The 24,761-nt window shown below is 64.0% G+C and carries 19 protein-coding genes; 5 read left to right on the top strand and 14 right to left on the bottom strand.

Annotated features, from left to right (window positions below; translation table 11 throughout):
- Positions 1 to 72: 72 nt before the first annotated feature.
- From tssD to V0R59_RS12275, 9 genes are all read right to left on the bottom strand, one after another.
- Positions 73 to 576 carry a type VI secretion system tube protein TssD gene (tssD, locus tag V0R59_RS12315; protein WP_330074569.1) on the bottom strand — a complete coding sequence of 168 codons (504 nt, stop codon included), beginning with the start codon at positions 574 to 576 and terminating at the stop codon, positions 73 to 75.
- Between the two features lie 47 nt (positions 577 to 623).
- Positions 624 to 2,309 (bottom strand): OmpA family protein, encoded by a 1,686-nt coding sequence (locus V0R59_RS12310; protein ID WP_330074568.1) that lies wholly within the window; start codon positions 2,307 to 2,309, stop codon positions 624 to 626.
- Positions 2,310 to 2,318: 9 nt separating this feature from the next.
- Positions 2,319 to 2,981, bottom strand: a complete 663-nt coding sequence (gene tssL / locus V0R59_RS12305; RefSeq protein WP_330074567.1) for a type VI secretion system protein TssL, short form — start codon at positions 2,979 to 2,981, stop codon at positions 2,319 to 2,321.
- Positions 2,978 to 4,330 carry a type VI secretion system baseplate subunit TssK gene (gene tssK, locus V0R59_RS12300; RefSeq protein WP_330074566.1) on the bottom strand — a complete coding sequence of 451 codons (1,353 nt, stop codon included), beginning with the start codon at positions 4,328 to 4,330 and terminating at the stop codon, positions 2,978 to 2,980. Before tssK ends, tssL begins: the two co-directional genes overlap by 4 nt.
- Positions 4,331 to 4,353: 23 nt before the next feature.
- Positions 4,354 to 5,892 (bottom strand): type VI secretion system contractile sheath large subunit, encoded by a 1,539-nt coding sequence (tssC, locus tag V0R59_RS12295; protein ID WP_330074565.1) that lies wholly within the window; start codon positions 5,890 to 5,892, stop codon positions 4,354 to 4,356.
- A gap of 42 nt (positions 5,893 to 5,934) precedes the next feature.
- Positions 5,935 to 6,429 carry a type VI secretion system contractile sheath small subunit gene (gene tssB, locus V0R59_RS12290; protein ID WP_330074564.1) on the bottom strand — a complete coding sequence of 165 codons (495 nt, stop codon included), beginning with the start codon at positions 6,427 to 6,429 and terminating at the stop codon, positions 5,935 to 5,937.
- Between the two features lie 547 nt (positions 6,430 to 6,976).
- Positions 6,977 to 8,389: an APC family permease gene (locus V0R59_RS12285; protein ID WP_330074563.1), complete on the bottom strand. Its 1,413-nt coding sequence runs from the start codon at positions 8,387 to 8,389 to the stop codon at positions 6,977 to 6,979.
- Positions 8,390 to 8,470: 81 nt separating this feature from the next.
- Complete coding sequence (locus tag V0R59_RS12280; protein WP_330074562.1) at positions 8,471 to 9,466, bottom strand: ABC transporter substrate-binding protein; 996 nt, start codon at positions 9,464 to 9,466, stop codon at positions 8,471 to 8,473.
- Between the two features lie 605 nt (positions 9,467 to 10,071).
- Positions 10,072 to 11,448: an aspartate aminotransferase family protein gene (locus tag V0R59_RS12275; RefSeq protein WP_330074580.1), complete on the bottom strand. Its 1,377-nt coding sequence runs from the start codon at positions 11,446 to 11,448 to the stop codon at positions 10,072 to 10,074.
- 280 nt (positions 11,449 to 11,728) lie between these two features.
- Between V0R59_RS12275 and V0R59_RS12270 the strand changes: the two genes are divergently transcribed.
- Positions 11,729 to 13,108 carry an MFS transporter gene (locus tag V0R59_RS12270; RefSeq protein ID WP_330074561.1) on the top strand — a complete coding sequence of 460 codons (1,380 nt, stop codon included), beginning with the start codon at positions 11,729 to 11,731 and terminating at the stop codon, positions 13,106 to 13,108.
- A gap of 6 nt (positions 13,109 to 13,114) precedes the next feature.
- Here V0R59_RS12270 and V0R59_RS12265 read toward each other — a convergent pair whose 3' ends face one another.
- Both V0R59_RS12265 and V0R59_RS12260 read right to left on the bottom strand, forming a co-directional pair.
- Complete coding sequence (locus V0R59_RS12265) at positions 13,115 to 13,789, bottom strand: heavy metal response regulator transcription factor (RefSeq protein ID WP_330074560.1); 675 nt, start codon at positions 13,787 to 13,789, stop codon at positions 13,115 to 13,117.
- 217 nt (positions 13,790 to 14,006) lie between these two features.
- Positions 14,007 to 15,338: an OprD family porin gene (locus V0R59_RS12260; protein WP_330074559.1), complete on the bottom strand. Its 1,332-nt coding sequence runs from the start codon at positions 15,336 to 15,338 to the stop codon at positions 14,007 to 14,009.
- Between the two features lie 316 nt (positions 15,339 to 15,654).
- Here V0R59_RS12260 and V0R59_RS12255 point away from each other — a divergent pair, with 316 nt between their 5' ends.
- The 4 genes from V0R59_RS12255 (at position 15,655) to V0R59_RS12240 (ending at position 21,826) form a co-directional block, all read left to right on the top strand.
- Complete coding sequence (locus tag V0R59_RS12255) at positions 15,655 to 16,902, top strand: TolC family protein (RefSeq protein ID WP_375547360.1); 1,248 nt, start codon at positions 15,655 to 15,657, stop codon at positions 16,900 to 16,902.
- A gap of 29 nt (positions 16,903 to 16,931) precedes the next feature.
- Positions 16,932 to 18,170 carry an efflux RND transporter periplasmic adaptor subunit gene (locus V0R59_RS12250; protein WP_330074558.1) on the top strand — a complete coding sequence of 413 codons (1,239 nt, stop codon included), beginning with the start codon at positions 16,932 to 16,934 and terminating at the stop codon, positions 18,168 to 18,170.
- A 24-nt stretch (positions 18,171 to 18,194) separates the two neighbouring features.
- A complete protein-coding gene (locus V0R59_RS12245; RefSeq protein WP_330074557.1) occupies positions 18,195 to 21,347 on the top strand; it encodes a CusA/CzcA family heavy metal efflux RND transporter in 3,153 nt (1,050 codons plus the stop codon).
- A gap of 158 nt (positions 21,348 to 21,505) precedes the next feature.
- Positions 21,506 to 21,826: a DUF2790 domain-containing protein gene (locus tag V0R59_RS12240; protein WP_330074556.1), complete on the top strand. Its 321-nt coding sequence runs from the start codon at positions 21,506 to 21,508 to the stop codon at positions 21,824 to 21,826.
- A gap of 59 nt (positions 21,827 to 21,885) precedes the next feature.
- On the opposite strand, the gene V0R59_RS12235 is transcribed toward V0R59_RS12240, so the two are convergent.
- From V0R59_RS12235 to V0R59_RS12225, 3 genes are all read right to left on the bottom strand, one after another.
- Positions 21,886 to 23,181 carry an OprO/OprP family phosphate-selective porin gene (locus V0R59_RS12235; protein ID WP_330074555.1) on the bottom strand — a complete coding sequence of 432 codons (1,296 nt, stop codon included), beginning with the start codon at positions 23,179 to 23,181 and terminating at the stop codon, positions 21,886 to 21,888.
- 203 nt (positions 23,182 to 23,384) lie between these two features.
- On the bottom strand, positions 23,385 to 24,314 hold the full coding sequence (locus V0R59_RS12230; protein ID WP_330105839.1) for a LysR family transcriptional regulator: 930 nt from the start codon (positions 24,312 to 24,314) through the stop codon (positions 23,385 to 23,387).
- Between the two features lie 174 nt (positions 24,315 to 24,488).
- Positions 24,489 to 24,692: a hypothetical protein gene (locus V0R59_RS12225; RefSeq protein ID WP_330074553.1), complete on the bottom strand. Its 204-nt coding sequence runs from the start codon at positions 24,690 to 24,692 to the stop codon at positions 24,489 to 24,491.
- Between the last annotated feature and the right edge of the window lie 69 nt (positions 24,693 to 24,761).

The following is a 24,761-nucleotide window of genomic DNA, read 5'->3' as shown; positions in this document are numbered from 1 at the left end:
GCGGCAAAAAGGAAATTGAAACCGTGGAAAGAATGAGCGCCCTGAACGGGCGCCCACTTGCTCTGGCTGGAATCAGCCGGCCGCAGCGGCCATTGGGCGGGTGTCCCAGCTGTCGGTATGCAGGTGGTTACCGTCCTTGAAGTTCCAGGTGATCTCCTCGTAGCGCAGTTCCACCTCTTCCAGGTGCTTGTAGCCCTTGTTGTCGGGGTCCTTGATGTCCAGCATCTTCTTGGTGACGCTGGCCACCTTGACGTTCTTCAGCAGCATGCTGAAGTACACCTCGACCTCGCCGTTCGACAAGACCTGCTGGAAGTCGAAGCGGGCTTCCTGCCAGGTCTTGCCTGATCCAACGGCACGGTCCAGGTAAACGCTGGATGCATCGACCTCCTTGGTGAACATGATCGGCGAATGCACCCGCTCGCCGGTGTACTTGCCGGTGTTGTCATCGGTAGGCCGGGACACATTGTGCTCGAACTCGATCAGTTCGATGCAGCCTTCGAGATCCTTGGTGGTGACCGAGCCCTTCAGGTGATTGCCGGTCTCATCGGTGATGGTCAGGTAAATGGGAAGTGCCATGTGAAACTCCTTGTTCAGGTTTGAATGTCGCGGCTGCGACAGGGTTTTCAGCCCGCCACCGGCGGAGCGACCAAACAGGCCCCCTCCGCCGGCAGCAGGCGAATATCGACACGACGGTTGCTCATGCGCCCGTCCTCGTGGTCATTGCTGGCAATGGGCTGACTGGCGCCAAAGCCCTGGATGGCGAAACAGCTGTCGGGGATGTCGCCCATGCGCTGCATCCAGTCGCGTACCGCTGCGGCGCGGGCACGGGAAAGGCGCAGGTTGTGTTCGTCGCTACCGGTGGCATCGGTGTGCCCGGCGATGACGATCAGCCAGCCCGGCTGGGCCTTGATATCGACCAGGGCATTGACCAGCACCTTGGTCGACCGCGGCTTGAGCTGCGCACTGCCGGAACTGAACAGCGACAGGCTGTCCAGGCGAACCATGCCGGGGGCCCTGGCCACTGCCAGCGGCATCACCGGCTGACGATGCCCCAGCAGTACGGCCAGCAAGCGCTCGCGCAGCAACTGGTCGCGGTACAGTCCGAAGCCCAGGGACAATGGCTCGCCATTGCTGCTGTAGTACTCCAGCAACGTCGCATGCCGGTGCAGTACCGCCAGGGCTTCCTCGCGCAGGCCATAGGCTGGCTGATCGGCGTGCGCGGGCGAAGGAATCGAGGCATAACGGTGAAGGTCGGCAGTAACCTGGCGCATCAGGCGGTCGTTGTTCCAGGCCGAGCTGGCCAGGGCGACCAGGCCCGCCAGGGTGAACATCCAGATGGCCTTGACCGTGGCCCGCTGACGCGGGGTCGCGCGCAGGCGCAGCGGCATCAGTGAGAGCGCGACATCAGGAAACTCCAGCATGCCGCTCGACGCCGCCGGAGCCACATCCACGACCTGCAACGCCAGCCGCTGGCGCAACCATTGCTGCCAGAGATTGCCGCTGCGCTCGCCAGGCAGTGCTTCGACGAAGGTCATGGCGCAGGCAACCGGCGTACAGCCAGCCAGATGCACCAGCACCTGTTCGCGCCACCACTGCGCAGCACCGTTCAACTGCACTGCGGCGCGCATGCGTGCAATGTCGTCAGCGCTGTCGTCGGCCTGTCGCTGCCACTGCTCCAGAGCGCTGCAACTGCCGGCCTCGTGCACCTGCGGACAGGCTTCGTCGTCGCCCCAGACGAACCAGGGTGCCTGACCCTGGGCGCCACGCAGGTAGCTCGCCAGCAGCAGGGGCAGCACCAGCCCCTGCTGCCTGCGCACCAGGGCCAGTTGATGAGCGAGTGCCCGGGCCTGGCTGGTGAGCAAGGTCGGGTCGTCCTGTTCGCCAGGGTTGACCACGAACAGCACGCCAAGCTGCCCGCTCCACGCCGGGCGCCGCGCCAGCAGGGCGGACACCAGCGTCGGCAGGCGGCGCGTGTCGCCGACATCGAGGTAGCAGGCCCGCGCGGTCATGCGCAGGCGCGGTCGCTCGTTGTCCTTCTTGCCGAACAGCCCGTCCTGGCCATCACCGCACACCAGCAGTACCGGCTGGCGATAGCCGGCCGGAGGCAGAGGGACGTCGTCGGCCAGGCGCAACGACTCGCGCAGTTGTCCGGCACGGCGCCCGGCACGACGCCAGCCCTGCACCACCAGCGCGGTGACCAGTACCGCCGCCAGCACCCGCCAGCCATCGTCGAACGGAACCACGAGCAACACGCCCAGGGCCAGGAACATGCCCCACAGCCAAAGCCCGCGAATCAACTTGAGAGTCATCCGCGCTCCTCAGCCCTGTCCGGGCAGCAGGCTGGTCAGCAGGTGCCCGAGCCATTGGTCCAGCCCCCACCACACGCAGGCCAGCAACAGCACGGCGAGCAAGCCGTGCCGCCAGGGCGAATTGGCCCAGGCGCCGCCCAGACGTTTCCGCCCCGCGCTGCCCGGCAGGCCGTGCTGCGGGACGAAAGGCGCGACCCGCTCGTCCAGCGCGGCGATCAGCTGCTCACGCTCAGGGTCCTCAAGCGTGTCGTAGCGACCCTTGAACCCCAGGCCGAGCACTCGCTGGAACACCGTCAGCACCAGCGGATCCGGCGACGGCTCGCGCAGCACTTCGCGTATCTGCTCGTACAGCGACTCCCCGGCCTGGTGGCTGTTGAACAAGCGCGCCTGCAACGGCTCCCTGGCCCAGGTCGAATGCTCCGCGCCCTTGCTCTTGCCGAGCACGGTCTCGTCGAGCAGCGCGCACTGGGCGTGGCTGATCAGGTCCATGGAGCGCTGGCTCAGCCCGGCATCGCTCAAGCGCCCGCGCAGCCCTTCCACCAGTTCCAGGCAGCGCATCCACAGGGCCTGGCTGCCTTCCAGCTCCTTGCTGTTGCTGACTTCCACCACCAGCAGATAGCTGTCCTGCAACAGCGCGTCGATATCGAGGCCTTGCACCTCACGCCGGCTCATGAGCGCAGTACCGCGTAGAGTTCGAGCCTCACCTCACCCAGCGAGCCTGGCACGTAGAAGGCGCAACTCTGCGCCTCCAGCGCGGCCAGTCCCTTCGGGTGCCTGAAGTCGAGGGCGAAGTACTGGTTCTCGAGACGCAACGGGATGGCCGCCGGCACGTGGGCGAGCGCTTGCAGCGGCACGCCGTCGAGGGCGGAGTTGACCAGTTGATCGATATCGTCCGGCGCCCCCACCTTGCACAACCGCGGGAACTGCTCCTGCAGCTGCACGGCCGACAGGCGACAGCGCACCGACAGGTAGAAATCGACGCCCTCGGGTTCGCGCAGGCGCGGATCGTTGAGTTGTACCTTCCAGCGATGGCTGCCCTTGGAGGTCAGTTCAAGCGCGATCACCCGCGACGGCAGGCTGGCTTCGAGCAGGGTCGAGATGGTCTGCATCAACGGTGGCAGCACCTGTTCCAGGCACTCGTGCCGGTAGGCCGGGATCTGGTCGAGGTCGTGCTCCAGGGAAAAGGTCAGCAGGCTCCCGGCCAGCTTGGCCAGCTCGACATAGACCTGTTCCGGTGCCCGGGAATGCGCCTGGAGATCGCTGAGCACCGGCTGATAGCTGTTCAACGCGTTGAGCAGCCAGAACAGCGAGACATCGGCGACAGCGAAATCGGCCATGCGCTGGTTGCTTTCCCGGCGCATGCCCATCAGGCGCTGGCGCTTGACGGCGAGCTGGATCAGCAGGTTGTCCAGTTGCGCCACCAGCCCGGCATGGGCAGAGAAGCGCAGCAGTGGCGGTACGTGGCTGGCGTCGATGCTCCACTCGCCCTGCCCGTCGCGCACCAGGCGCAGTAGCGGGCAGGTCGACCAGGCGGCGTTGTCGTCGCTGTCCAGGCGCAGGCTCAGGTTATGTTCCACGACGCTGATCTGTTGCCGATCCTCGTCGTACACATCCTGGACCTCGCGCCAGTCCTGCTGGTAGCGCAACGGCCGCTCGGCCTTGCGCCCCTCGAACAGGCAGTTCTCGCCATTGGCGTGTTCCCGCGGCAAGGCCAGCAGCACGGTGGCCTGTGCTGCGTCCGCAGGCAGCAGCCGGGCCAGTTCCACGGCCGGCGGCAAGCGGTCGCTGTGCAGGGTGTCGATCAGCGTGCCATCGGGCATGCGTACCAGTAGCTCGCTGGCCTTGAGCACGCCAAGGCGCAAGGCGTCGCGGTCGAAGCCCGCGACCTCCACGCCCCATGGATGAACCAGGGCCAGGCGGGCCACGCTTTCGTTGGTGCGCGCCTCCCAGCGCGCCTGTTGCTGGAACTGCTGCGGGCACAGCAAGGCACCCGCGAACCAGAGTGGACGATGGATCTTCATCGGATGGCCTCCCTCCGCGCGCATCAGGCCTTGGCCTTGGGCATCCGGGAAACCAGCGACAGGTTGACGTCCATCCCCTCCACCTGGAAGTGCGGCACGGCATACAGCTTGATCCGGAAGAAGCCGGGGTTGTCATCGATGTCCTCGACCACCACCTTGCCTTCGCGCAGCGGATGGGACGCCTGCAGGTCGTCGCCCGGGTCGGTCATTTCGGTGACCAGGCCCTTGATCCAGCGGTTCAGCTCCTGCTCCAGCACGCTGCGGTCCTTGGTGGTACCGATGTTTTCGCGCTGGATCAGCTTCAGGTAATGGGCGATGCGCGACAGCAGGAAGATGTACGGCAAGCGCGCGTTGATGCGACTGTTGGCGGTGGCATCGGCGGTGTCATAGAGAGCCGGTTTCTGCGTCGAGTTGGCGGAGAAGAAACAGGCGTAGTCGCGATTCTTGTAATAGGACAGGGGAATGAAGCCGAGGTTGGCGAACTCGAATTCGCGGGTTTCGGGAATCATCACTTCCGACGGGATCTTCGCCTGGTTGCCGGTGCCCAGGTCGTACAGGTGGATCGGCAGGTCGCTGACCGCACCGCCGGATTGCGGACCGCGAATCTGCACGCACCAGCCATTGGCGATGAAGCTCTTGACCATGTTCGCGGCGAAGGCGAACGAGGCGCTGGTCCACAGGTACTTGTCGTGGTCCGGTCCCTTGACGCTCTCGATGTAGTTGAAACTGCGCACCGGCGTGGTGTCGGGACCGTATGGCAGGCGACCGAGCACCCGCGGCATGGTCAGGCCGATGTAGCGTGCGTCGTCGGTATCGCGAAACGCCTTCCACTTGAGGTATTCGGCGCGGTCGAAGTAGTTGCCGATGTCCTTGATCGCCGCCACCTCCTCCATCGACTGCTTGCCGAAGAAGGCCGGCCCGACCGCGCCGATGAAGGGCATGTGCGCCGCCGCAGCGACCTTGGAGATGTTGCGCAGCAGGGCGATGTCCTGGGGCCCGCGACCGAACTCGTAGTTGGAAATGGCAGCAGCGATCGGCTCGCCGCCGGGGGTGTCGTACTCCTGGGTGTAAGTTTGCAGGTAGAGACCGCTCTGGGCGATTTCCGGAGCGTCCTCGAAGTCCTGGACCAGGTGATCCTTGCTGATATCCAGCAACTCGATGCGCACGTTATGGCGGAAATCGGTCTGGTCGATAAGTTGCTTCACCCCGCGCCAGGTCGACTCGACGCGCTGGAAGTCAGGGTGATGCATTACCGCATCGAGTTGCCGGCTGATCTGTGCATCGAGCGCAGCGATATGCTCGTCGAGCAGTGCCTTGTCCAGGCGCTCGACCTTGCGCGACGACTGCTTGACCAGTTTCAGCAAGACATCGACGGCGGCCGTGACCCGCTCGTCGGCGGACACTTCGGAAAGTGCCTCGGTATGCTGGAAAACTTCGATATCACCCAGTTCCGAAACCGGGTTCAAGTTGATCTTGCTGAACAGGGAACTGTAGATACCCTGGTTGTCTTCAGACACGGTCGAGGTGCCACGGGATGACGCGGAAGAGTGTTCTACGGACATGCTGTAACTTCCTGTAGTGTGAAACGAAGAGAGTGAACGGATTTATTGCGGCGCCAGCGCGGTCAGTTCGCGGCGAAGTTCGTCGCTCAGGCTTTCATCCTTGAGAATCCGTTCCAGTTCCTGGCGGAAGGTGATGTTGTCGAGCAGGTTGGACTTGAGATCGCGCAGCAGATTGCGCATGGCCAGCAGCGCCCGCAGCTCAGGGATCTGCCGGGCCACCTGCTCGGGCTCGAAGTCCTTCATGTGGCGGAAGCCGAGTTGTACCGGCATGTCCGAGGCATCGCCGGCGAGGGTGTTCTCGACCGAGAGTTTCAACGCCGGGGAGAAGTCGGCGAGGACGGCATTGAAGTTGTTCCTGTCGATATTGATCTTGCTGCGCTCGGACAACGGGCGTTGTTCGCGGCCATTGCTGTAGTCGCCCATCATCATGAGCTTCAGCGGCAGTTCGACCTTCTTCTGCGCGCCGCCGGTATGCAGGTCGAGCTTGATATTGACGCGGGCCTTGGGTACTTCGTTCTGGAAACTGTTTGAAGCCATTGAATCCTCCGAGATCAGGGAGCTGGATAAAACTGTCCGAAGGGCCTGAGAAACACCAGGCCCTTCCAGTCATTTATAAAAGTTCGTTCACCCAAGAAAGACCTACACCGAAGTCGTTGAGCAAATTACGCAAAACAATGAACTATCTTATCCGGGCGCGCCAGACCTCTACTCGCACTTGAGAATTTTCCCACACAGAGCCTGGATTATTCGCGAACCTCTTCAGAACAAAATAAGAAACAACTTAAAACATAAAATATATAGCCCAGCAAAACCGGGCCTCAGGCAGTTCAACGCTGAAATATATGAGAAACATTCAATTACGAATGTAATTTTGGCGGCTTGTGACAGAACTGCCAGATAGGAAGAGAGAAAGGACAAACTGGTAAGTTGGCCTGGGGGTACATCGGAGGGAGTTTCGCGGCGAGGCTGGCGGGGCGATCTGGAGGCTGCGAGCGGGGCGGTGACGTCAGGGAAAGTGCCCGCGCCCACAGGGTCCGTGGCGACACTGACCCTGTAGGCACTGGCGTTGCAAGCGAACGGATCGTCAGGACACGGACGAATCCACAGCCTCATCCACCAGCAACGGCTCCGGCTTGAACAACGGCTTCTTCATCACACACTTCACCCACGCCACCGCGATCAGCGAAATCACCCCCAGTACCACCCCTGCTGCGCCGAAGATCTTGCCGGTCATCTCCGGCGACGGCGAGGCATGCCAGATGGCGAACAGCATCCCGGCGATGCCGATGATCTGTGGCAATGGATAGAACGGCGTGCGGAACGGCCGCCTGGCATTCGGGTAGCGCCGGCGCAGGGCGATCACGTCGATGTGCACGATGATATAGGCCAGCAGCCAGGCCAGCGCGGCCGCCAGCAACAACAGGCTCACCGCGTCCGGGTTCTGCCCGAGGATCAGGATCGGCAGGCCGGTGATCGCGGCGATGAACAGCACCGCTACCCACGGCGTGCGGGTGCGCGTGCTCAGCCGGCGGAACTGCGGGAACGCCTGGCCGTTCTCGGCCATGCCGTAGAGCATCCGTGGCAGTGCCGCCAGGGACGAGTTGACGGTGCTCGCCGTGGCGGTCACCGAGGCGGCCACCAGCAGCGCCTTGCCGCTCTCGCCGAACAGCGTGGTGGCGTAGAGGAAATGCGGCAGCGGATCGCTGGCCAGCAGGTCGCGGGGAATCAGCAGCAAGGCCCCCAGGCAGTACAGGACGATCACGCCGAAGATGATGGTCAGGCCGAGCATCATCGAACGCGGGATATTGCGCTCCGGTCGCTTGGTCTCTTCCACCAGCGGACAGACGAACTCGGCGCCGACGAAGCCCCAGATGGCCATCGCCGCCAAGGCCAGCGCCCCTGCTCCCAGCGGGTTCCAGCCCTGATCCATGGACGTCTGCAGGCTGCCTCCCGCGTGCCCGAGGGCACCGATGCCCAGGGCCAGGAGCATGACCACCATCACCACCGCAAGAACCGTCTGCAGCCTGGCGAACACGTCGATGCCCAGCAGGTTGAGGCCGGTGAACAGCGCCAGCATGCCGCCGGCCACGACCATCGGCGGCAGCACGCCGGGGTAGACCTTGCCGATGATCAGGTCAAGCAACAGCAGCTCGGCGGACAGGGCGAACATGGCCACCACCATGTAGCCGGAGAAGGTGGCGAGGATCGCCGGGAAATGACCGATGGCAACTTCCGTGTAGCTGCTCAGGCTGCCGGCGCGCGGCACCATCAGCGCCAGTTCGGAGAACGACATGGCATAGGTCAGCGCGAGGATATAGGCGATACCCAGGGGAATGATGAAACCCAGCCCGGCCATGCCCGCGCCTTGCAGCATCAGGACCATGACGCCCTGGGACACGACCAGGCCGATGGCCACCGACAACAGGGCCCCGAGGCCCAGAACCCGGCGTAGCCCGCCGGAATGCACAGGCGTCGCCGCCGTCACTGAAGCGTTCATTGCAGCATCCTTCTTATCGTTGTTGTGTGCAGCGTTATCGCCCGGCGCCGCACGCACGACGCCGGGCGGGTGAAGCGGATGTCAGCGTGCGGCCCACGCGTTGAAGCGCTCTTCCAGCTCTTCGCCGTGGTCGACCCAGAAACTGGAGTCCACCAGCAGGCCCTGCTCAAGATTGGCCGGGGCGGTGGGCAACTGGGCCTGGATATCGGCCGGCAGGGTGCCGAGGGTCTGCTTGTTGACCGGGCCGTAGGGGATGTTCGAGGAGAAGGTCTTCTGCGTGTCCGCCTGGCTGGCGAAGACGATGAAGCGTTCGGCCAGGGCCTTGTTCGGCGAGCCCTTGACGATGGCCCAGTGGTCCGGGTCGTAGAGCCCGCCATTCCAGACGATGCCCAGGTGGGTGCCCTCTTTCTGCGCCACGGCGATGCGACCGTTGTAGGCGGCGGACATCACCACATCGTTGGCGGCCAGCCACTGCGGCGGCTGGGCGCCGGCTTCCCACCACTGGATCGAGGACTTGATCTGGTCGAGCTTGGCAAAGGCGCGGCTGACGCCCGCCGGTGTGGCAAGGACCTTGTACAAGTCGGCCTTGCTTACGCCGTCGGCGAGCAGCGCGGCTTCCAGGGTGTACTTGGCGCCCTTGCGCAGGCCGCGTTTGCCGGGGTACTTGGCGGTGTCCCAGAAGTCCGCCCAGGACGCCGGCGGCGTGCCGACTTTGGCCGGGTTGTAGGCCATGACCATGGACCAGACGTAGCTGGCCACGCCGCATTCGCTGACGGTGTTGGCGATGTAGTGATCCTGGTTGCCGAGCAATGCCGGGTCGAGGCGCTCGAACAGGCCTTCCTCGCAGCCGCGCAGCAGCTCGGGGCTTTCCACCTCGACCACGTCCCAGGAGATCTGGCCGACGCTGACCATGGCCTTGACCTTGGACAATTCGCCGTTGTAGTCCCCGGCCACCACCTTGCCCGCGCCGCTCTGCTCGAACGGCTTGAAATAGGCCTGGTCCTGGGCCGCCTTGGTCGCGCCGCCGAAGGAGATGACGGTGAGCTTGTCCGCCGCCGCCATCGTATGGCCCGCCATCAACGCGGATACCACTGCCAGTGCACACGCATGCATTTTCAAAGACATCGACATTTCCTCACTGCTTCTCGAAGTAAATGCCGGGGCATCGCGCACGCGCGAGCGGGCGCGGGAATGAAACCCCGACACAGTTGGAACGGACAGGCTTGAAAAGGGCAGCTAAAGGCGGGTGCGGTTTATTGTTCTGTGCCCGCTTATGGGATGGGTCGCGGGGTCCGGCACCGGCCTGGTATCGATCGCTCTGGGGCGTCGTTGGTTGTTCGTATGGGTTCGATTCTGCGGTGTTTCGTGGAACAGGAAAAATATGAAATATGTTTTGTGAAGGTATGAAAAAGCTTTGTAGTGGCAGTCGGGATCCTCATCGCGGGCATTACCCGCGATGAGCTTTCTACACATCTTTGATCTGGTGGAACGCGGACCTTGTGGGAGCGGATTCATCCGCGATCGGCGGCGAAGCCGTCGTAAAACCTGAGTCCCAAGTCTGCCTGACACACCGAGGGCACAGGCTCTATGGCCGCTTCGCGCCCAATCGCGGATGAATCCGCTCCCACAGGTATGGACTGAAGATGTGTAGATACCCATACCGCGATGGGGCCATCAAAGGCTCAGAGCACGCCAATCTCCCGCGCCGTACGATCCACCGCCCGCCGGGTCTTCTCCACCAGCTCTTCCAGGTCAGTTCGGGTCGCCACCAGCGCCGGCGCCATGATCATCCGGCCCAGGGTCGAACGAATGATCAGCCCTTCCTCGAAGCCGATGGTGCGGCAGCGCCAGGCGATGTCGTTTTCATTGGCGAAGCGCTTGCGCGTGGCCTTTTCCTCGGCAAACTGCAAGGCGGCCACCAGCCCGGCGCCCTGCACGTCGCCCACCAGCGGATGATCGGCGAAGGTCTCGCGCAGCAACTGCTGCAGGTAAGGCCCGGTATCCTGCTTCACCCGCTCGACGATCTGCTCGTCGCGCAGCGCCTTGAGGTTGGCTATTGCCACCGCCGCCGCCACCGGGTGGCCGCCGTAGGTCAGGCCGTGGGCAAACACCCCGCCCTCTTCCACCAGGGTCTCGGCAATCCGCTTCGACAACACCAGGCCGCCCATGGGCACGTAGCCGGACGTCAGGCCCTTGGCGATGCTCAGGGTGTCCGGCTCGAAGCCGAAGTACTGGTGGGCGAACCATTCGCCGGTACGCCCGAAGCCGCCGATCACTTCGTCGGCGCACAGCAGCACATCGTACTGGCGGCAGATGCGCTGGATCTCGGCCCAGTAGCTGGCCGGCGGGAAGATCATGCCGCCGGCACCCTGGAACGGTTCGGCAACGAAGGCGGCGACGTTCTCGGCGCCCAGCTCGAGGATCTTGGTCTCCAGCTCACGGGCCGCCTGCAGGCCGAAGGCGTCCTCGGACAACCCGCCGCCATGCACGTAGTAGTACGGCTCGCCGATATGGGCGAAGTCCGGGAGCATGCCGCCCATCTCGTGCATGAAGCCCATGCCGCCCAGCGCGGTGCTGCCCAGGGTCGAGCCGTGGTAGCCGTTCCAGCGGCCGATCATGATGCGCTTCTGCGATTTGCCCGCGACCTGCCAGTAACGGCGCACGGTGCGGATCAGCAGTTCGTTGGCCTCGGAGCCGGAGTTGGTGTAGATGGCATGGCTGTAGTGCCTGGGCAGCAGGCTGAAGAGCAACTCGGACAGCTCGATCACCCGCGGGTGGGTGGTCTGGAAGAACAGGTTGTAGTACGGCAGTTCTTCCAGCTGGCGGGTGGCGGCAGCGGCCAGGTCGGCACGGCCGTAGCCCAGCGCGGTGCACCACAGGCCGGACATGCCGTCCAGGTAGCGCTTGCCCTCGGTGTCCCACAGGTTCAGGCCCTGGCCCTTCTCGATGACCAGTGCGCCCTTCTCGTTCAATACCTTCTGGTCGAGGAAGGCATGGATATGGTGCGCCGCGTCGAGTTTCTGATAGGCCTTGGTGGAGGTGCTGTTGTTGTTATTCATGGCGGTCATCGAGGATCTCCGTGCTGACGGGATGGCGACCTACCGATTGGTAGGCTTGCTGTCCCGCATTGTGCGCGAGCCGATGGAAAGCGGAAACCAGTAAAAATATGCTTGGGCAATAGGGGAAAGCTTTGCAGGGCTGCCACGACAAAATGCGAGAAGCGCATAAAAATAATATTTTTTATGCGCAATGTTATTAACAAAGCACCAACCGATATTTCACAAAGCCCTCTGCGCCCGTTACCGTGCCGGGCTCCTTTCCTGTGTCGAAGCTTGCGCCATGCCCGAATCTACCTCCCTTGCACCGCTGTTCCAGCGCAAGGTCCCTATGATCGTCGGCTGCGCGCTGTTCATGGAACTGCTCGACTCCACCGCCGTGCTCACCGCCCTGCCGCAACTGGCAACCGACTTCGGCGAGCCCGGCTTGCGCATGAACCTGGTGGTGACGATCTACCTGCTGGCGGTGGCGATGTTCATTCCCTTGAGCGGCTGGCTGGCCGAGCGGCTGGGCCCACGCCGGGTGTTCATAGCCGCCATCGGCCTGTTCGCCCTCAGCTCGCTGGCCTGCGCGCTGTCCGCAAGCCTCTGGCAACTGGTGGCGGCGCGCTTCTGCCAGGGCATGGCCGGGGCGTTGATGGTGCCGGTGGGACAGGTGATCCTGCTGCGCTGGTCAAGCAAGGAGGATCTGCTCAAGGCCATGGCCTACCTGACCATGCCGGCGCTGCTCGGGCCGGTGTTCGGTCCGCCGCTGGGCGGCCTGCTGGTGACCTGGCTGTCGTGGCACTGGATCTTCCTGCTCAACCTGCCCATCGGCCTGCTGGGGATCACCCTGGTGCTGCGCCATGTCCCGGACTATCCGGGGCAACGCGGCCGGCCCCTGGACCTGCGCGGCTTTCTCCTCGGCAGCCCGGCGCTGGCCTGCCTGGTCCTGGCGTTCGAAAGCCTCGGGCACGGCTCGCTGCGCTGGCAATGGTCGTGCCTGCTGCTGGCGAGCGGCGTGCTGTTCGCCGTGCTTTACCTGCGTCATGCCCGACGCGCCCGCGCGCCGCTGCTGGACCTTTCGCTGCTGCGCATCCGCGGTTTTGCCGTGGTGCTCTGCGGCGGCACGCTGTTCCGCCTGGGCAGTGCCGCGCTGCCGTTCCTGCTGGTTTTGCTGTTCCAGCTCGGCTACGGCATGAGCGCGCTGCAGGCGGGCCTGCTGACCTTCGCCAGCGGCGCAGGTGCCCTGCTGATCAAGTTCATTTCGGTGCCCCTGGCGCGACGTTTCGGCTGTCGCGACCTGCTGGTCTGGAACAGCCTGCTGGGCGCCTTCTCCATCGCGGTATGCGCACTGTTCAGCGCCGACACCGCACCGCTGCTGGTGATGACGCTGCTGTTCATCGGCGGGCTGTCGCGCTCGCTGCAGATGACGGCCGTGGGCGTGCTGACCTATGCCGACATCCCGGCCGAACACTCGGCCAACGCCGCGACCCTGTCGGCCACCAGCGTGCAGCTCAGCCTGAGCCTGGCGGTGTGCCTGGCGGCGATGATCCTCGGCCTGGTCCAGGGGCTGCGCGGACATGCGCAGCCCGAGGCCGGTGACATCCAGTTGACGTTGCTGCTGGTGAGTTCGATGTGCCTGGCGGCAGGCCTGGTGTTCAGGCGCCTGGCGCGGGACTGAACACCTTCAGCGCTCCTCCAGGACATACCCCACTCCGCGCAGGGTATGGATCAGGCGGTTGTCGAAGGGATCGTCGATCTTGGCGCGCAGGCGTCGCACCGAGACCTCCACCACATTGGTGTCGCAATCGAAATTCATGTCCCAGACCTGGGAAATGATCTGCGTCCGGCTCAAGACCACGCCGCTGTTGCGCATCAGGTAGTGCAGCAAGGCGAACTCCTTGGTGGTCAGGTCGATGCGCCTGCCGGCGCGAAACGCCCGGTGGCGGCCCTGGTCCAGCTCCAGGTCGGCAACCCGGATGAGCTCCACCGCCTGCGCCTGGTCGCTGCGACGCAGCAATGCCCGGACCCTGGCCAGGAGCTCGGGAAACTGGAAAGGCTTGCTCAGGTAGTCGTCCGCACCGCCCTCCAGCCCGCGCACCTTGTCCGCCAGGCGACTGCGGGCGGTAAGCAGCATGATCCGCGCCATGCAGTGGTCACGGCGCAAGGCATCGAGCACCTGCCAGCCATCCAGTTGTGGCAGGTTCACGTCGAGGATGATCAGGTCGTAGTCCTGCTGCCGGGCAATGAACAGGCCCTCCGCGCCATTATGGATGCAATCGACGACGAAACCACTTTCAGACAGTCCCTGGCGAATATAGTCGGCAGTCTTTATTTCATCCTCGATAACCAGGACGCGCATGTTTCACTATCTCTTCGGCACTTGTCGATAACCACCGGATAATAGTCCAACAGCGTTGCCAGTAGTTGCGAATGACAGCTTTGTAATAGCCTCGTCATGTACGCGACATATAAAAACGACAGATAAAAAAAGCGCCCCGACGGGGCGCAAAATAATCCACCTTCAACCAAAGGAGTTGTGGAGCCAAAGGTGAATGGGGGGCCTGTCGAAATACCGCTTACAGTACCGACAGCGGGTATTCGACGATCAGGCGAAATTCGTCCAGGTCCGACTCGAAGGCCGTCGCGCGGGTATTGGCCTGGCGGATGCGGAAGGACAGGTCCTTGGCCGCACCGGTCTGCACCACGTACTTGACCTCGATATCGCGTTCCCAGCGTTTCTGGTCGGTGAGCGGATCGCCATTGGCGTCACGGCGCATGTACACGGCGTTGGCGTTTGAATAGTCGGCGTCGCTGCCCTTGCCGTAGCGGGTCATGAACGACAGGCCGGGAATCCCGTAGCTGGCCATGTTCAGGTCGTAGCGCAGCATCCACGAGCGCTCCTTCGGCGAGTTGAAGTCGCTGTACTGGATCGAGTTGTCGAGGAAGATCGAGTCGGACTGGCGCAGGTAGTCGAAGTCATCGTCGCCATTGTTGCGCTGATGGGTCAGGGCCAGGGTATGGGCGCCGAAACGCACGCCGAGCTTGCCGCTCCAGATGGTGTTGTCGAACTCGCCGAGCAGTTGCCTGCCCTCGTCGACGGCACGGTAGGCGTTGAAGCCGGTGATCAGGTCGAGATCGGCGGCCAGCGGGTAAGTGAAGCTGGCACCGGCGTAGTACTGGTTCCAGGCGTCCTTCAGGCGGCTGCCGTAGAGGCTGACGCTCAGGTGATCGGAGACGGCGTAGTCGCCGCCGCCATAGGCGACCCAAGGCGAATCGACCGCGCCGGCATAGAAGGTCGCGAAGCCATCGCGCAGGTTGCTGGACACTGGCTGGCTCATCGAATGCAGGCGTCCGGCCTGCAGGGTCAGGCCCTCGAAGCTGGTGTTCTCCGCGGTCACGCCACGGAAGCTTTCCGGCAGCAGGCGCGAGTCCCCCGCCGCCACCACCGGCGTGGCCGGGAACACGTCGCCGACCCGCACCACGGTGTCGAGGAAGCGCACTTTCGCGGCGCCCCCCAGCTTGGTGTACTCATCGCGGGCCTCGCCATCGCGGTTCACCGGCAGCACGTCGAAGGAACTGCGGCCACCATTGCGACCGTCACCGGTGTCGAGTTTCAGGCCGATCATGGCGAAGGCATCGACGCCGAAACCGACAGTGCCCTGGGTGAAGCCCGAGGAGAACTTGCCGATGATGCCGTGGGCCCAGGCTTCGGAATAACCATTGTCCCCGACCTTGCCATAGGTCGGTGCGGGACCGTCGCGATTGTCCCGGTTGAAATAGAAGTTGCGGTTCAGCACGGTCAGGTTGCTGCCCTCGATAAAACCTTCGGCCGGTTCTTCGGCATTGGCGGCGTAACTTGCGGATAACGCACAGAGCGCCACCAGATAACGTGGAAACGTGTAACTCATGCAATGCTCCTTCGGGGGACGGCAGTTTTTATTATGAAGTGCCCGGCAAGCGATATAGGAAGATTGTTCTGGCTGCGGGGCGCCAGATGAAAGCGCCGCTGCGATAGTTGCAAACCGTGGATAACGACAGGGTGATGGGATAATTACAATTTCGTCATGCTGCTGTTATCTGCAACTTCCAGTGGATTACAGAATTGTAATTTTGCCGCCACCGCGCTGATAGCTGCCTCTAATTAGAGTGCCACGACTCTTTCCATCAGGGCCTGGCGGCACGTTCGGCGTTCTCGTCAGGCCTGGCGCCCATGAGGACCCGCCCGTGCTCCGACTCCCCGCCTTTCCCTCCTTTGCGCGAAGCATCGCCACGCTCTGCGTGGTGCTGGCATCGCCGCTGACCCTGGCCGACAGCCTCAGCCTGCCCCAGGCCATCGCCACGGCCATGGAGCGCAACCCGGAAATGTCCGCCGCCCGCCAGGAAATCGGCATCGCCGACGGTGCCCGGCGCCAGGCCGGGCTGATCCCCAACCCGGAGCTGTCCTGGGAGGTCGAGGACACCCGGCGCGACACCAGCACCACCACCGTGACCCTCAGCCAGCCGCTGGAACTGGGTGGCAAGCGTGGCGCGCGGATCGAGGTGGCGCGGGTTGGCCAGAGCCTGGCGCAGATGACCCTGGAACAGCAGCTCAATACCTTGCGCGCCGACGTGGTCCAGGCCTTCTACAGTGCCCTGCGCGCGCAGACCGGCGTGGAGCTGGCGCAGCAGTCCCTCGACCTGACCGAGCGCGGCCTGCAGGTGGTCGAGAGCCGTGTACGGGCGGGCACCTCGTCACCGGTGGAAGCCACCCGGGCCCAGGTGCAACTGGCCGAAGCACGCCTGCAACTGAGCCGGGCGCAGAGCGAAAAGAGCAACGCCTACCGGCAGCTGGCCCAGGTCACCGGCAGCGCCGTCGACAGTGTCGATCGTCTCGACGCAGCGTCGCTGTCACCCGGCCTGCCGCCTGCCGACGACCTGCTGCTGGGCCGCCTGGAGCAGACCGCCGAGCTGCGCCAGGCCATGGCCCGCATCGACCAGAACGACGCCGCGCTGGGATCGGAAAGAGCCCAGCGCATCCCCGACCTCACCGTTAGTGTCGGCAGCCAGTACGACCGCCTCGAACGCGAGCGGGTCAATGTGGTCGGCGTGTCCCTGCCGCTGCCGCTGTTCGACCGCAACCAGGGCAATGTCCTCGCTGCTGCGCGCCGCGCCGACCAGGCCCGTGACCTGCGCAACGCCGTGGAACTGCGCCTGCGCAGCGAAACCCGCACCGCGCTCAACCAATGGAGCACGGCCATGCAGGAAGTGGCCTCCTACGACAGCACCATCCTGCCCGCCGCCCGCCAGGCCGTGGACACCGCCACCCGTGGTTTCGAGCGCGGCAAGTTCGGCTTCATCGAAGTGCTCGACGCCCAGCGCACCCTGATCGCCGCCCGCGAGCAATACCTCGCCTCCCTGGCCACCGCCAGCGACGCCCGGGCCCGCGTGGAACGCGTCTTCGGCGACCTCGACGCCCTCACTGCCACCCCTTGAACCCGACCGAACCTCGCTCTGGAGCAACAATGGACAACACACGCAAGATCGCCCTCGCCGTAGCCGCGCTGGCGGCCCTCGGCTTTGCCGGTGCCGCCTGGAATGGCAGCGATGCCGGCCATGGCGCCGACGATGGCCACGGCCATGGCAAGGCCGCCAGCACGGCGGCCAAGGATGAACATGGCGATGAAGGCCATGGAGAAGAAGGCCACGCCGATGAAGAAAGCGGCCATGCCGAAGAAGGCAAGCTGGTCCTCAACGAACAGCAGATCAGCAGCGCCGGCATCGAGTTGCAGGCTGCCGCCCCGCGCGAGCTGGGCAGCGTGGTCAGCTTCCCCGGGGAAATCCGCTTCGACGAGGACCGTACCGCCCACGTCGTGCCACGGGTGCCCGGCGTGGTCGAAAGCGTCCAAGCCAATCTCGGCGAGACGGTGAAGAAGGGTCAGTTGCTGGCGGTGATCGCCAGCCAGCAGATCTCCGACCTGCGCAGCGAGCAGCAGGCCGCCCAGCGCCGACTCGAACTGGCGCGGGTGACCTTCGAACGCGAGAAGCAGCTGTGGCAGGAAAGGATCTCCGCCGAACAGGACTACCTGCTGGCCCGCCAGGCGCTGCAGGAGGCCGAGATCGGCCTGAGCAATGCCCGGCAGAAGGTCGCCGCCCTCGGCGCCTCGGTCACCGCCGCCGGCGGCAACCGCTACGAGCTGCGCGCGCCGTTCGACGCCGTGGTGGTGGAAAAGCACCTGGCCCTCGGCGAGGTGGTCAGCGAGGCCAGCAACGCCTTCACCCTCTCCGACCTGTCGCGGGTCTGGGCCACCTTCGCCGTCCCGCCCCGCGACCTCGACAAGGTCGCCAGCGGTCGCCCGGTGCGGGTGTCATCGCCAGACCTGAACACTGAGGTCGACGGCACCATCGGCTACGTCGGCAGCCTGCTGGGCGAGCAGAACCGCGCCGCCACCGTCCGCGTCACCCTGACCAACCCGGACGGCGCCTGGCGCCCGGGGCTGTTCGTCAGCGTCGCGGTCACCAGCCGCACGGCGCCAGCGGCGGTCACCGTGCCCTTCGAGGCGGTGCAGACCGTGGAAGAGCGCCCATCGGTGTTCGTGCGCAACGCCGACGGCTTCGACACCCGCCCGGTGACCCTGGGCCGGCGCGACGGCAACCACGTGGAAATCCTCGACGGCCTTGCGGTCGGCGACCAGGTCGCCACCCGCGGCAGCTTCACCCTCAAGTCCGAGCTGGGCAAGGCGTCCGCCGAGCACAGCCATTGATGCGTTTGCACAGGATGACTTCGCATGTTTGAACGTCTGATTCGCTTCGCCATCGAGCAGCGCATCGTGGTGATGATCGCCGTGCTGCTGATGGCCGGCATCGGGATCTACAGCTACCAGAAGCTGCCGATCGACGCGGTGCCGGACATCACCAACGTCCAGGTACAGATCAACGCCGCCGCCCCCGGTTACTCGCCGCTGGAAACCGAGCAACGCATCACCTTCCCGGTGGAAACCGCCATGGCCGGCCTGCCCGGTCTGCAGCAGACCCGCTCGCTGTCGCGCTCGGGGCTGTCCCAGGTCACGGTGATCTTCGCCGACGGCACCGATATCTTCTTCGCCCGCCAGCAGGTCAACGAGCGTCTGCAGGTGGCCCGGGAACAACTGCCCGAAGGCGTCGAGGCGGTGATGGGCCCGGTATCCACCGGCCTCGGCGAGATCTTCCTGTGGACCGTCGAGACCGAGGACGGTGCACGCAAGGCCGATGGCACGCCGTACACGCCCACCGACCTGCGCGAGATCCAGGACTGGATCATCAAGCCGCAACTGCGCAACGTACCGGGGGTGGCCGAGATCAACACCATCGGCGGGCATGCCAAGCAGTACCAGATCGCCCCAGATCCAAAGCGCCTGGCTGCGTACAGGCTGACCCTCAACGACCTGGTCGCCGCGCTGCAGAGCAACAACGCCAACGTCGGCGCCGGCTTCATCGAACGCAGCGGCGAGCAGTTGCTGATCCGTGCACCGGGCCAGGTCGGCAGCGTCGAGGACATCGCCAACATCGTCATCTCCAGCGTCGACGGCACGCCGATCCGGGTGAGCAATGTCGCCGAGGTCGGCATCGGCCAGGAACTGCGCTCCGGCGCGGCCACCGAGAATGGCCGGGAAGTGGTGCTGGGCACGGTGTTCATGCTTATCGGCGAGAACAGCCGTAGCGTCTCGCAAGCGGTGGCGGCCAGGCTGGAAGAGATCAACCGCACCCTGCCGGAAGGCGTGGTCGCGGTCACGGTCTACGACCGTACCCACCTGGTGGAAAAGGCCATCGCCACGGTGAAGAAGAACCTGGTCGAAGGCGCGATCCTGGTGATCGCCATTCTCTTCCTGTTCCTCGGCAATATCCGCGCCGCGCTGATCACCGCCATGGTGATTCCGCTGTCGATGCTGTTCACCTTCACCGGCATGTTCAACAACAAGGTCAGTGCCAACCTGATGAGCCTCGGCGCCCTGGACTTCGGCATCATCGTCGACGGCGCGGTGGTGATCGTCGAGAACGCCATTCGCCGGCTGGCGCATGCCCAGCACAGGCACGGGCGCATGCTGACCCGCGTCGAGCGCTTCCAGGAAGTCTTCGCCGCCGCCCGCGAGGCGCGCCGGCCGCTGATCTTCGGCCAGCTGATCATCATGGTGGTGTACCTGCCGATCTTCGCCCTCACCGGGGTCGAGGGAAAGATGTTCCACCCCATGGCCTTCACCGTGGTCATCGCCCTGCTCGGCGCCATGCTGCTGTCGGTCACCTTCGTCCCGGCGGCCATCGCCATGTTCGTCACCGGCAAGGTCAAGGAAGAGGAAGGCGTGGTGATGCGCAAGGCGCGCCTGGGCTATGCCCCGGTGCTGCGCTGGGTGCTGGAACACCGTAACGCGGCATTCGCCGCTGCAGTGGTCGCGGTGCTGCTGAGCGGCGCGCTGGCCAGCCGCATGGGCAGCGAATTCATCCCCAGCCTCAGTGAGGGCGACCTGGCCTTGCAGGCCCTGCGCGTGCCCGGTACCAGCCTGAGCCAGTCGGTGGACATGCAACAGCGCCTGGAGAAAGCGGTGATGCAACAGGTACCGGAAGTGCAACGGGTGTTCGCCCGCACCGGTACCGCCGAAATCGCCGCCGACCCGATGCCGCCGAACATTTCCGACGCTTACGTGATGCTCAAGCCCAGGGAACAGTGGCGCGATCCCGGCAAGTCCCGCGAGGCGATCATCGCCGCCGTGCAGCAGGCCGCCGCCAGCGTGCCGGGGAGCAACTACGAGCTGTCGCAGCCGATCCAGCTGCGCTTCAACGAGCTGATTTCCGGGGTGCGCAGCGATGTCGCGGTCAAGGTGTTCGGCGACGACATGGACACCCTCAACCGCACTGCGGCGAAGATCGCCACGGCGCTGCAGGGCGTGCCGGGTGCCTCGGAGGTGAAGGTGGAACAGACCACCGGCCTGCCGGTGCTGACCATCAATATCGACCGGGAAAAGGCTGCGCGCTACGGCCTGAACATCGGCGAGGTGCAGGACGCCGTGGCCATCGCCGTGGGCGGACGCCAGGCCGGCATCCTGTACGAGGGCGACCGCCGCTTCGACATGGTGGTGCGCCTGTCCGAGACCCTGCGCACCGATGTGGCGGGCCTCTCCGAGCTGCTGATCCCGGTGCCGGCCAATGCCGCGCTGGGTGCCGAACGCATCGGCTTCATCCCGCTGTCGCAGGTGGCCAGCCTCGACCTGCAACTGGGCCCGAACCAGATCAGCCGCGAGAACGGCAAGCGCCTGGTGGTGGTCAGCGCCAACGTGCGCGGTCGCGACCTTGGCTCCTTCGTCGAGGACGCCAGTACCACGCTGGAGCGTGACGTGCAGGTGCCGGCGGGCTACTGGACCACCTGGGGCGGCCAGTTCGAGCAATTGCAATCGGCGACCAAGCGCCTGCAAGTGGTAGTGCCGGTGGCGCTGCTGCTGGTGATGACCCTGCTGTTCCTGATGTTCAACAACCTCAAGGACGGCCTGCTGGTGTTCACCGGGATTCCCTTCGCCCTGACCGGTGGCGTGCTGGCCCTGTGGCTGCGGGATATTCCGCTGTCGATCTCGGCCGGGGTGGGCTTCATTGCCCTGTCGGGGGTGGCAGTGCTCAACGGCTTGGTGATGATTTCCTTCATCCGCAACCTGCGCGAGGAAGGCGCGAGCCTGTCCAGCGCGGTGACCGAGGGCGCCCTGACCCGCCTGCGGCCGGTGTTGATGACGGCACTGGTGGCGTCGCTGGGCTTCATTCCGATGGCGCTGGCGACAGGCACCGGGGCCGAAGTGCAGCGGCCGCTGGCGACGGTGGTGATCGGCGGGATTCTCTCGTCCACGGCGCTGACCTTGCTGGTGTTGCCGGCGTTGTATCAGTGGGCGCATCGCAAGGATGAAGACCCGCCGGAACCGGCCTGACCGGCGACGGCGGACAAACGAACCCGCGCTGCAAGGCGCGGGTTTTCTATTGCTTGCGCCACTGCATGTGGCTTGCAGAATTGTAAGTCTGCCGTCACCCCTGCGTTGGGCGGCACTGGTTAAGGTGACCTTCAAACCCATTGAAGGAAAACCACTTCATGAAGAAGTCCATCGTCGTCACCGCCCTTGCCCTGTTCTCCAGTCTGGCGTTGGCCAATACCCCGGATCTTCGCGAAAAGCAGTTGCTGGAGGAACACCAGCGCGCCGTGGCCGCCTATGCCGAGCGCAACGGCAAGCCAATGCCCGAGATCGAGGATTTCCGCTATGGAATGAAGATCGACGTGGCCCGGTATGTCCGCCAATCCAGGGATCCTCGCAATTGCGAGATCTACCCGCGCCTGATGACCTACGAGGACTCGGCCGGCACCCTGCGCACCGTGCGTTATCGACTGCATGCGCAGTGCACGAACAACAACTGAGCGGCAAGAAAAAACCGGGACGGCAAGGCAGTCCCGGTTTTTTCTTGGGTTGCAGCCGGTCAGAACACGTACTGAACCCGTGAAACAATGGCCTTGCCGCTGTCATCCCCGACGGCGTTGCCAGTATTGTCGGTACTGGTCGCAATGTAGTCGGCACTCACCTTCAGCGCCTCGTTGAGGTACCAGTTGACGCCGATGGTATGGCTCTTCGCCTTGCGCTCGTTGTCGGGGTTCAGCGCCGTGACCAGGTTGTCGTCCTGGACCTTGATGCTGTCGAAGCGGTAGAACACTTCCCAGGCGCCCAGCGCCTTGTCCTTGGGCTTGATGCTGTCGAACTTCGCGCCGTCGAGCTTGTAGATGCGCGGCTCGCCGGTGAGGGTCCAGGCCAGTTGCGCATAGTAGCCGCTGGCCTTGACGTCATTGAGCGCGCGATCGGCCTCCAGCGTACGTCGCAGGTACTCACCCTGCAGTGAGACCGGGCCGTTGGCCCAGGCGCCTTCAACACCCCACACCGCGTCGTCGCCCCACAGGCCGTCCTGCGCAGCGGCACCGCCAAACAGCAGGCGGTTGCCGTTGTCGCCGGCATCGCTGCCGCCATTGGTATCGACACCGCGCACGCCCAGGCGGGAGCGGATGCGGGTGTCCACGGCGCTGTCCTTGAGGTCGCGATAGGCGTACTGCGCCCCCAGATGGAGGACGTTGCCATCGCTGTGCAGTGGCGCGAATACGCCACGCAGGTTGTAGCGCTTGACGCTGTCACCATCGGTGTCGCCATTGTTCTCACTGAAGAGACTGGCGGACAGCCAGGCCATCTCCGCCACCCTGGCACCCGCCTGCACCCCCATGCCGGCGTTGTCGTTGACCCACTCGGCAAGGTCATAGGACAGGTTGCGCTCCAGGCCGGTGATCCATTTGGAGCTGGTGGCTTTCTCCAGGCCGAAGTCGGTATAGAACCGCCCGAACTTCAGTTGCAGCGGATCGAAGCCGGTATAGGTCAGGCTGGCTTCGTCGAAATAACCGGTGCTGTCGTTGCCGGTATTGCGAGACAGGTCGTAGTTGACCTGGTATTTCCAATCACGGTACAGCGTCCCGCCAAACTCGATATAGGCACGGCGAAAATACGCGGCATCCGCCGTATCACCATTGCGGGTAAATACACCATCGAACCGGCCATAGTCCGCCTGGACCCTGCCGCCGAGCTTGAAGCTGAAGGCTTTATCGGTCGTGGCAAGTTCCAGGCCGCCCTTGGTCTTCAGGACAATATCCGCGCCATCGGTAGTAACCGTGCCGGCAAGTGCATGCGTCGAAAATGCACCGGCCACCGCAACGGCCAGGAGCTGTTTGCACAGTTTCATCGTTTGCCTCTCATACTGAATGTTGGCCACCGGCAACAACCAACTCCCCGTCGCCGGCGCTAATTGAAAAAACATGTTGAATACAGACAACTTGCGCCATCTGCGCCACACAGCATGAGGGCATTGAAGGTTAACTTTCCAGCCCGGAAAAATTAATGACAGAACCATGACAGCCCTATAAAAGACTTATTGCACCCTATCATTCAAGCGAGCCAGGAACAGCGCTCGGCGAAACTATTGGTCATTAATCGCAGCATCTCGTCGAACAGCGGTTCGCCCAATCGTTCCAACTTGAAATACAGGTTGATGTCTTCGCGTCGCGTATCATCGATCAACCCAGGCAGGGCCAGGATGTTCCGTTCCAGTTCGCGGCTGTAGCTGGGAAGCACCCCGACACAGGCGCCCCCCAGGACCATGGTGCGAACCAGGCCATGGCTGCGAACCCGCGTACTGCCGCCGCGGTGTCCAGCCAAGAGTTCGGCCACCACTGGACGCGCTTCGGCGCTGGCCACAAGCATGAAATCCATCAGTTCGTCACGGTTGGCCGGCAATCTGCCGCTGCGGCCATAGCGGCTGGCGATGAACAGCGACCAGCCCAGTTGTCCCAGGCGCTCTGCCCCGTAACCAGCCACCGTTTCGACGCTGCCCAGGGTTACGCCGATATCTACCTCGCCCCGGCGCAGAGCCTCTGTGTCGCATTCCGGGCGAATACTCAGGCGGGCCTGCGCACGCTCGCGCACGTAACCGACCAGGTCACGGCAGGCGATGTCGCTGAGCAGCGGCTCACAGATGGCAATACGCAGCAGACCGCGCCCGAGGTCGTCCGGCGGGCCCTCGGCCAGCTCACGGCTCGCCTGCAGCCAGTGCGCCAGGCGCTGTCCCGTTCGAGTCGGGACCAGGCGGTTGTGCCTGTAGACCAGCAGTGGCGCGCCCAGGCGTTCCTCCAGGCGCTCCAGACGCTTGCGCAGGTCCAGTACCGGGGTATTCAGCGAACGTGCTGCTTGTTTGAAACAGGCACAGCGCACACTGGCAAAAAACGATGCGGCAAGCGCATCGTCTATGTCCAGATCATCGAACGCGCCCTCGCGCGACGTGGCACCTGGCGAAATAAAAGTTTCAGGCTTAATGTTCATGAGCATCCTCTTCGATTATCGAGAGGAATCTAACGCGACATCGGCCCCATGAATCTTTACTTGCAGGATTGTAATGAGCTCGACATACAAGCGACAGGCAAGGTCAATACCTCACAAAACCAACCCCCACAAAAAAGCCAGGCATCAGCCTGGCTTGATAAAACTTCAAGTTCCTTAACCATCAGACTTGTCAGTGGCCGTTTCCTTCTCCACCACTTGCTCTTTTCGCTGCTCGGACTGATCGCCCCACAAGCGATCCTGTTCGGCCTGGAATTTTGCCTGGAACTGCTGGATGCGTTCCATGCCATCCGCCGCCTGTGCCGTACCGACAACACTGGAAAGTACAACCGCAACTGCCATCACTCGCACGATATTCATCTGTCACCTCGACTGTTCCAGGGCCCGGGGAAAGTTGGCCCTTGTTGAGTCTCAGTTTAAGAAGCGGTG

This window comes from Pseudomonas ulcerans (assembly GCF_036324125.1).
Classification (GTDB): domain Bacteria; phylum Pseudomonadota; class Gammaproteobacteria; order Pseudomonadales; family Pseudomonadaceae; genus Aquipseudomonas; species Aquipseudomonas ulcerans.
Note: the sequence above shows the minus strand (reverse complement) of the source record. Positions and strands in the feature narration are given on the sequence as shown.

Bases quoted from the DNA above. Each gene is read 5' to 3' on its own strand.
- tssD (WP_330074569.1), bottom strand. From the start codon at position 576: ATGGCACTTCCCATTTACCTGACCATCACCGATGAGACCGGCAATCAC.
- V0R59_RS12310 (WP_330074568.1), bottom strand. From the start codon at position 2,309: ATGACTCTCAAGTTGATTCGCGGGCTTTGGCTGTGGGGCATGTTCCTG.
- tssL (WP_330074567.1), bottom strand. From the start codon at position 2,981: ATGAGCCGGCGTGAGGTGCAAGGCCTCGATATCGACGCGCTGTTGCAG.
- tssK (WP_330074566.1), bottom strand. From the start codon at position 4,330: ATGAAGATCCATCGTCCACTCTGGTTCGCGGGTGCCTTGCTGTGCCCG.
- tssC (WP_330074565.1), bottom strand. From the start codon at position 5,892: ATGTCCGTAGAACACTCTTCCGCGTCATCCCGTGGCACCTCGACCGTG.
- tssB (WP_330074564.1), bottom strand. From the start codon at position 6,429: ATGGCTTCAAACAGTTTCCAGAACGAAGTACCCAAGGCCCGCGTCAAT.
- V0R59_RS12285 (WP_330074563.1), bottom strand. From the start codon at position 8,389: ATGAACGCTTCAGTGACGGCGGCGACGCCTGTGCATTCCGGCGGGCTA.
- V0R59_RS12280 (WP_330074562.1), bottom strand. From the start codon at position 9,466: ATGGCGGGCCATACGATGGCGGCGGCGGACAAGCTCACCGTCATCTCC.
- V0R59_RS12275 (WP_330074580.1), bottom strand. From the start codon at position 11,448: ATGAATAACAACAACAGCACCTCCACCAAGGCCTATCAGAAACTCGAC.
- V0R59_RS12270 (WP_330074561.1), top strand. From the start codon at position 11,729: ATGCCCGAATCTACCTCCCTTGCACCGCTGTTCCAGCGCAAGGTCCCT.
- V0R59_RS12265 (WP_330074560.1), bottom strand. From the start codon at position 13,789: ATGCGCGTCCTGGTTATCGAGGATGAAATAAAGACTGCCGACTATATT.
- V0R59_RS12260 (WP_330074559.1), bottom strand. From the start codon at position 15,338: ATGAGTTACACGTTTCCACGTTATCTGGTGGCGCTCTGTGCGTTATCC.
- V0R59_RS12250 (WP_330074558.1), top strand. From the start codon at position 16,932: ATGGACAACACACGCAAGATCGCCCTCGCCGTAGCCGCGCTGGCGGCC.
- V0R59_RS12245 (WP_330074557.1), top strand. From the start codon at position 18,195: ATGTTTGAACGTCTGATTCGCTTCGCCATCGAGCAGCGCATCGTGGTG.
- V0R59_RS12240 (WP_330074556.1), top strand. From the start codon at position 21,506: ATGAAGAAGTCCATCGTCGTCACCGCCCTTGCCCTGTTCTCCAGTCTG.
- V0R59_RS12235 (WP_330074555.1), bottom strand. From the start codon at position 23,181: ATGAAACTGTGCAAACAGCTCCTGGCCGTTGCGGTGGCCGGTGCATTT.
- V0R59_RS12230 (WP_330105839.1), bottom strand. From the start codon at position 24,314: ATGAACATTAAGCCTGAAACTTTTATTTCGCCAGGTGCCACGTCGCGC.
- V0R59_RS12225 (WP_330074553.1), bottom strand. From the start codon at position 24,692: ATGAATATCGTGCGAGTGATGGCAGTTGCGGTTGTACTTTCCAGTGTT.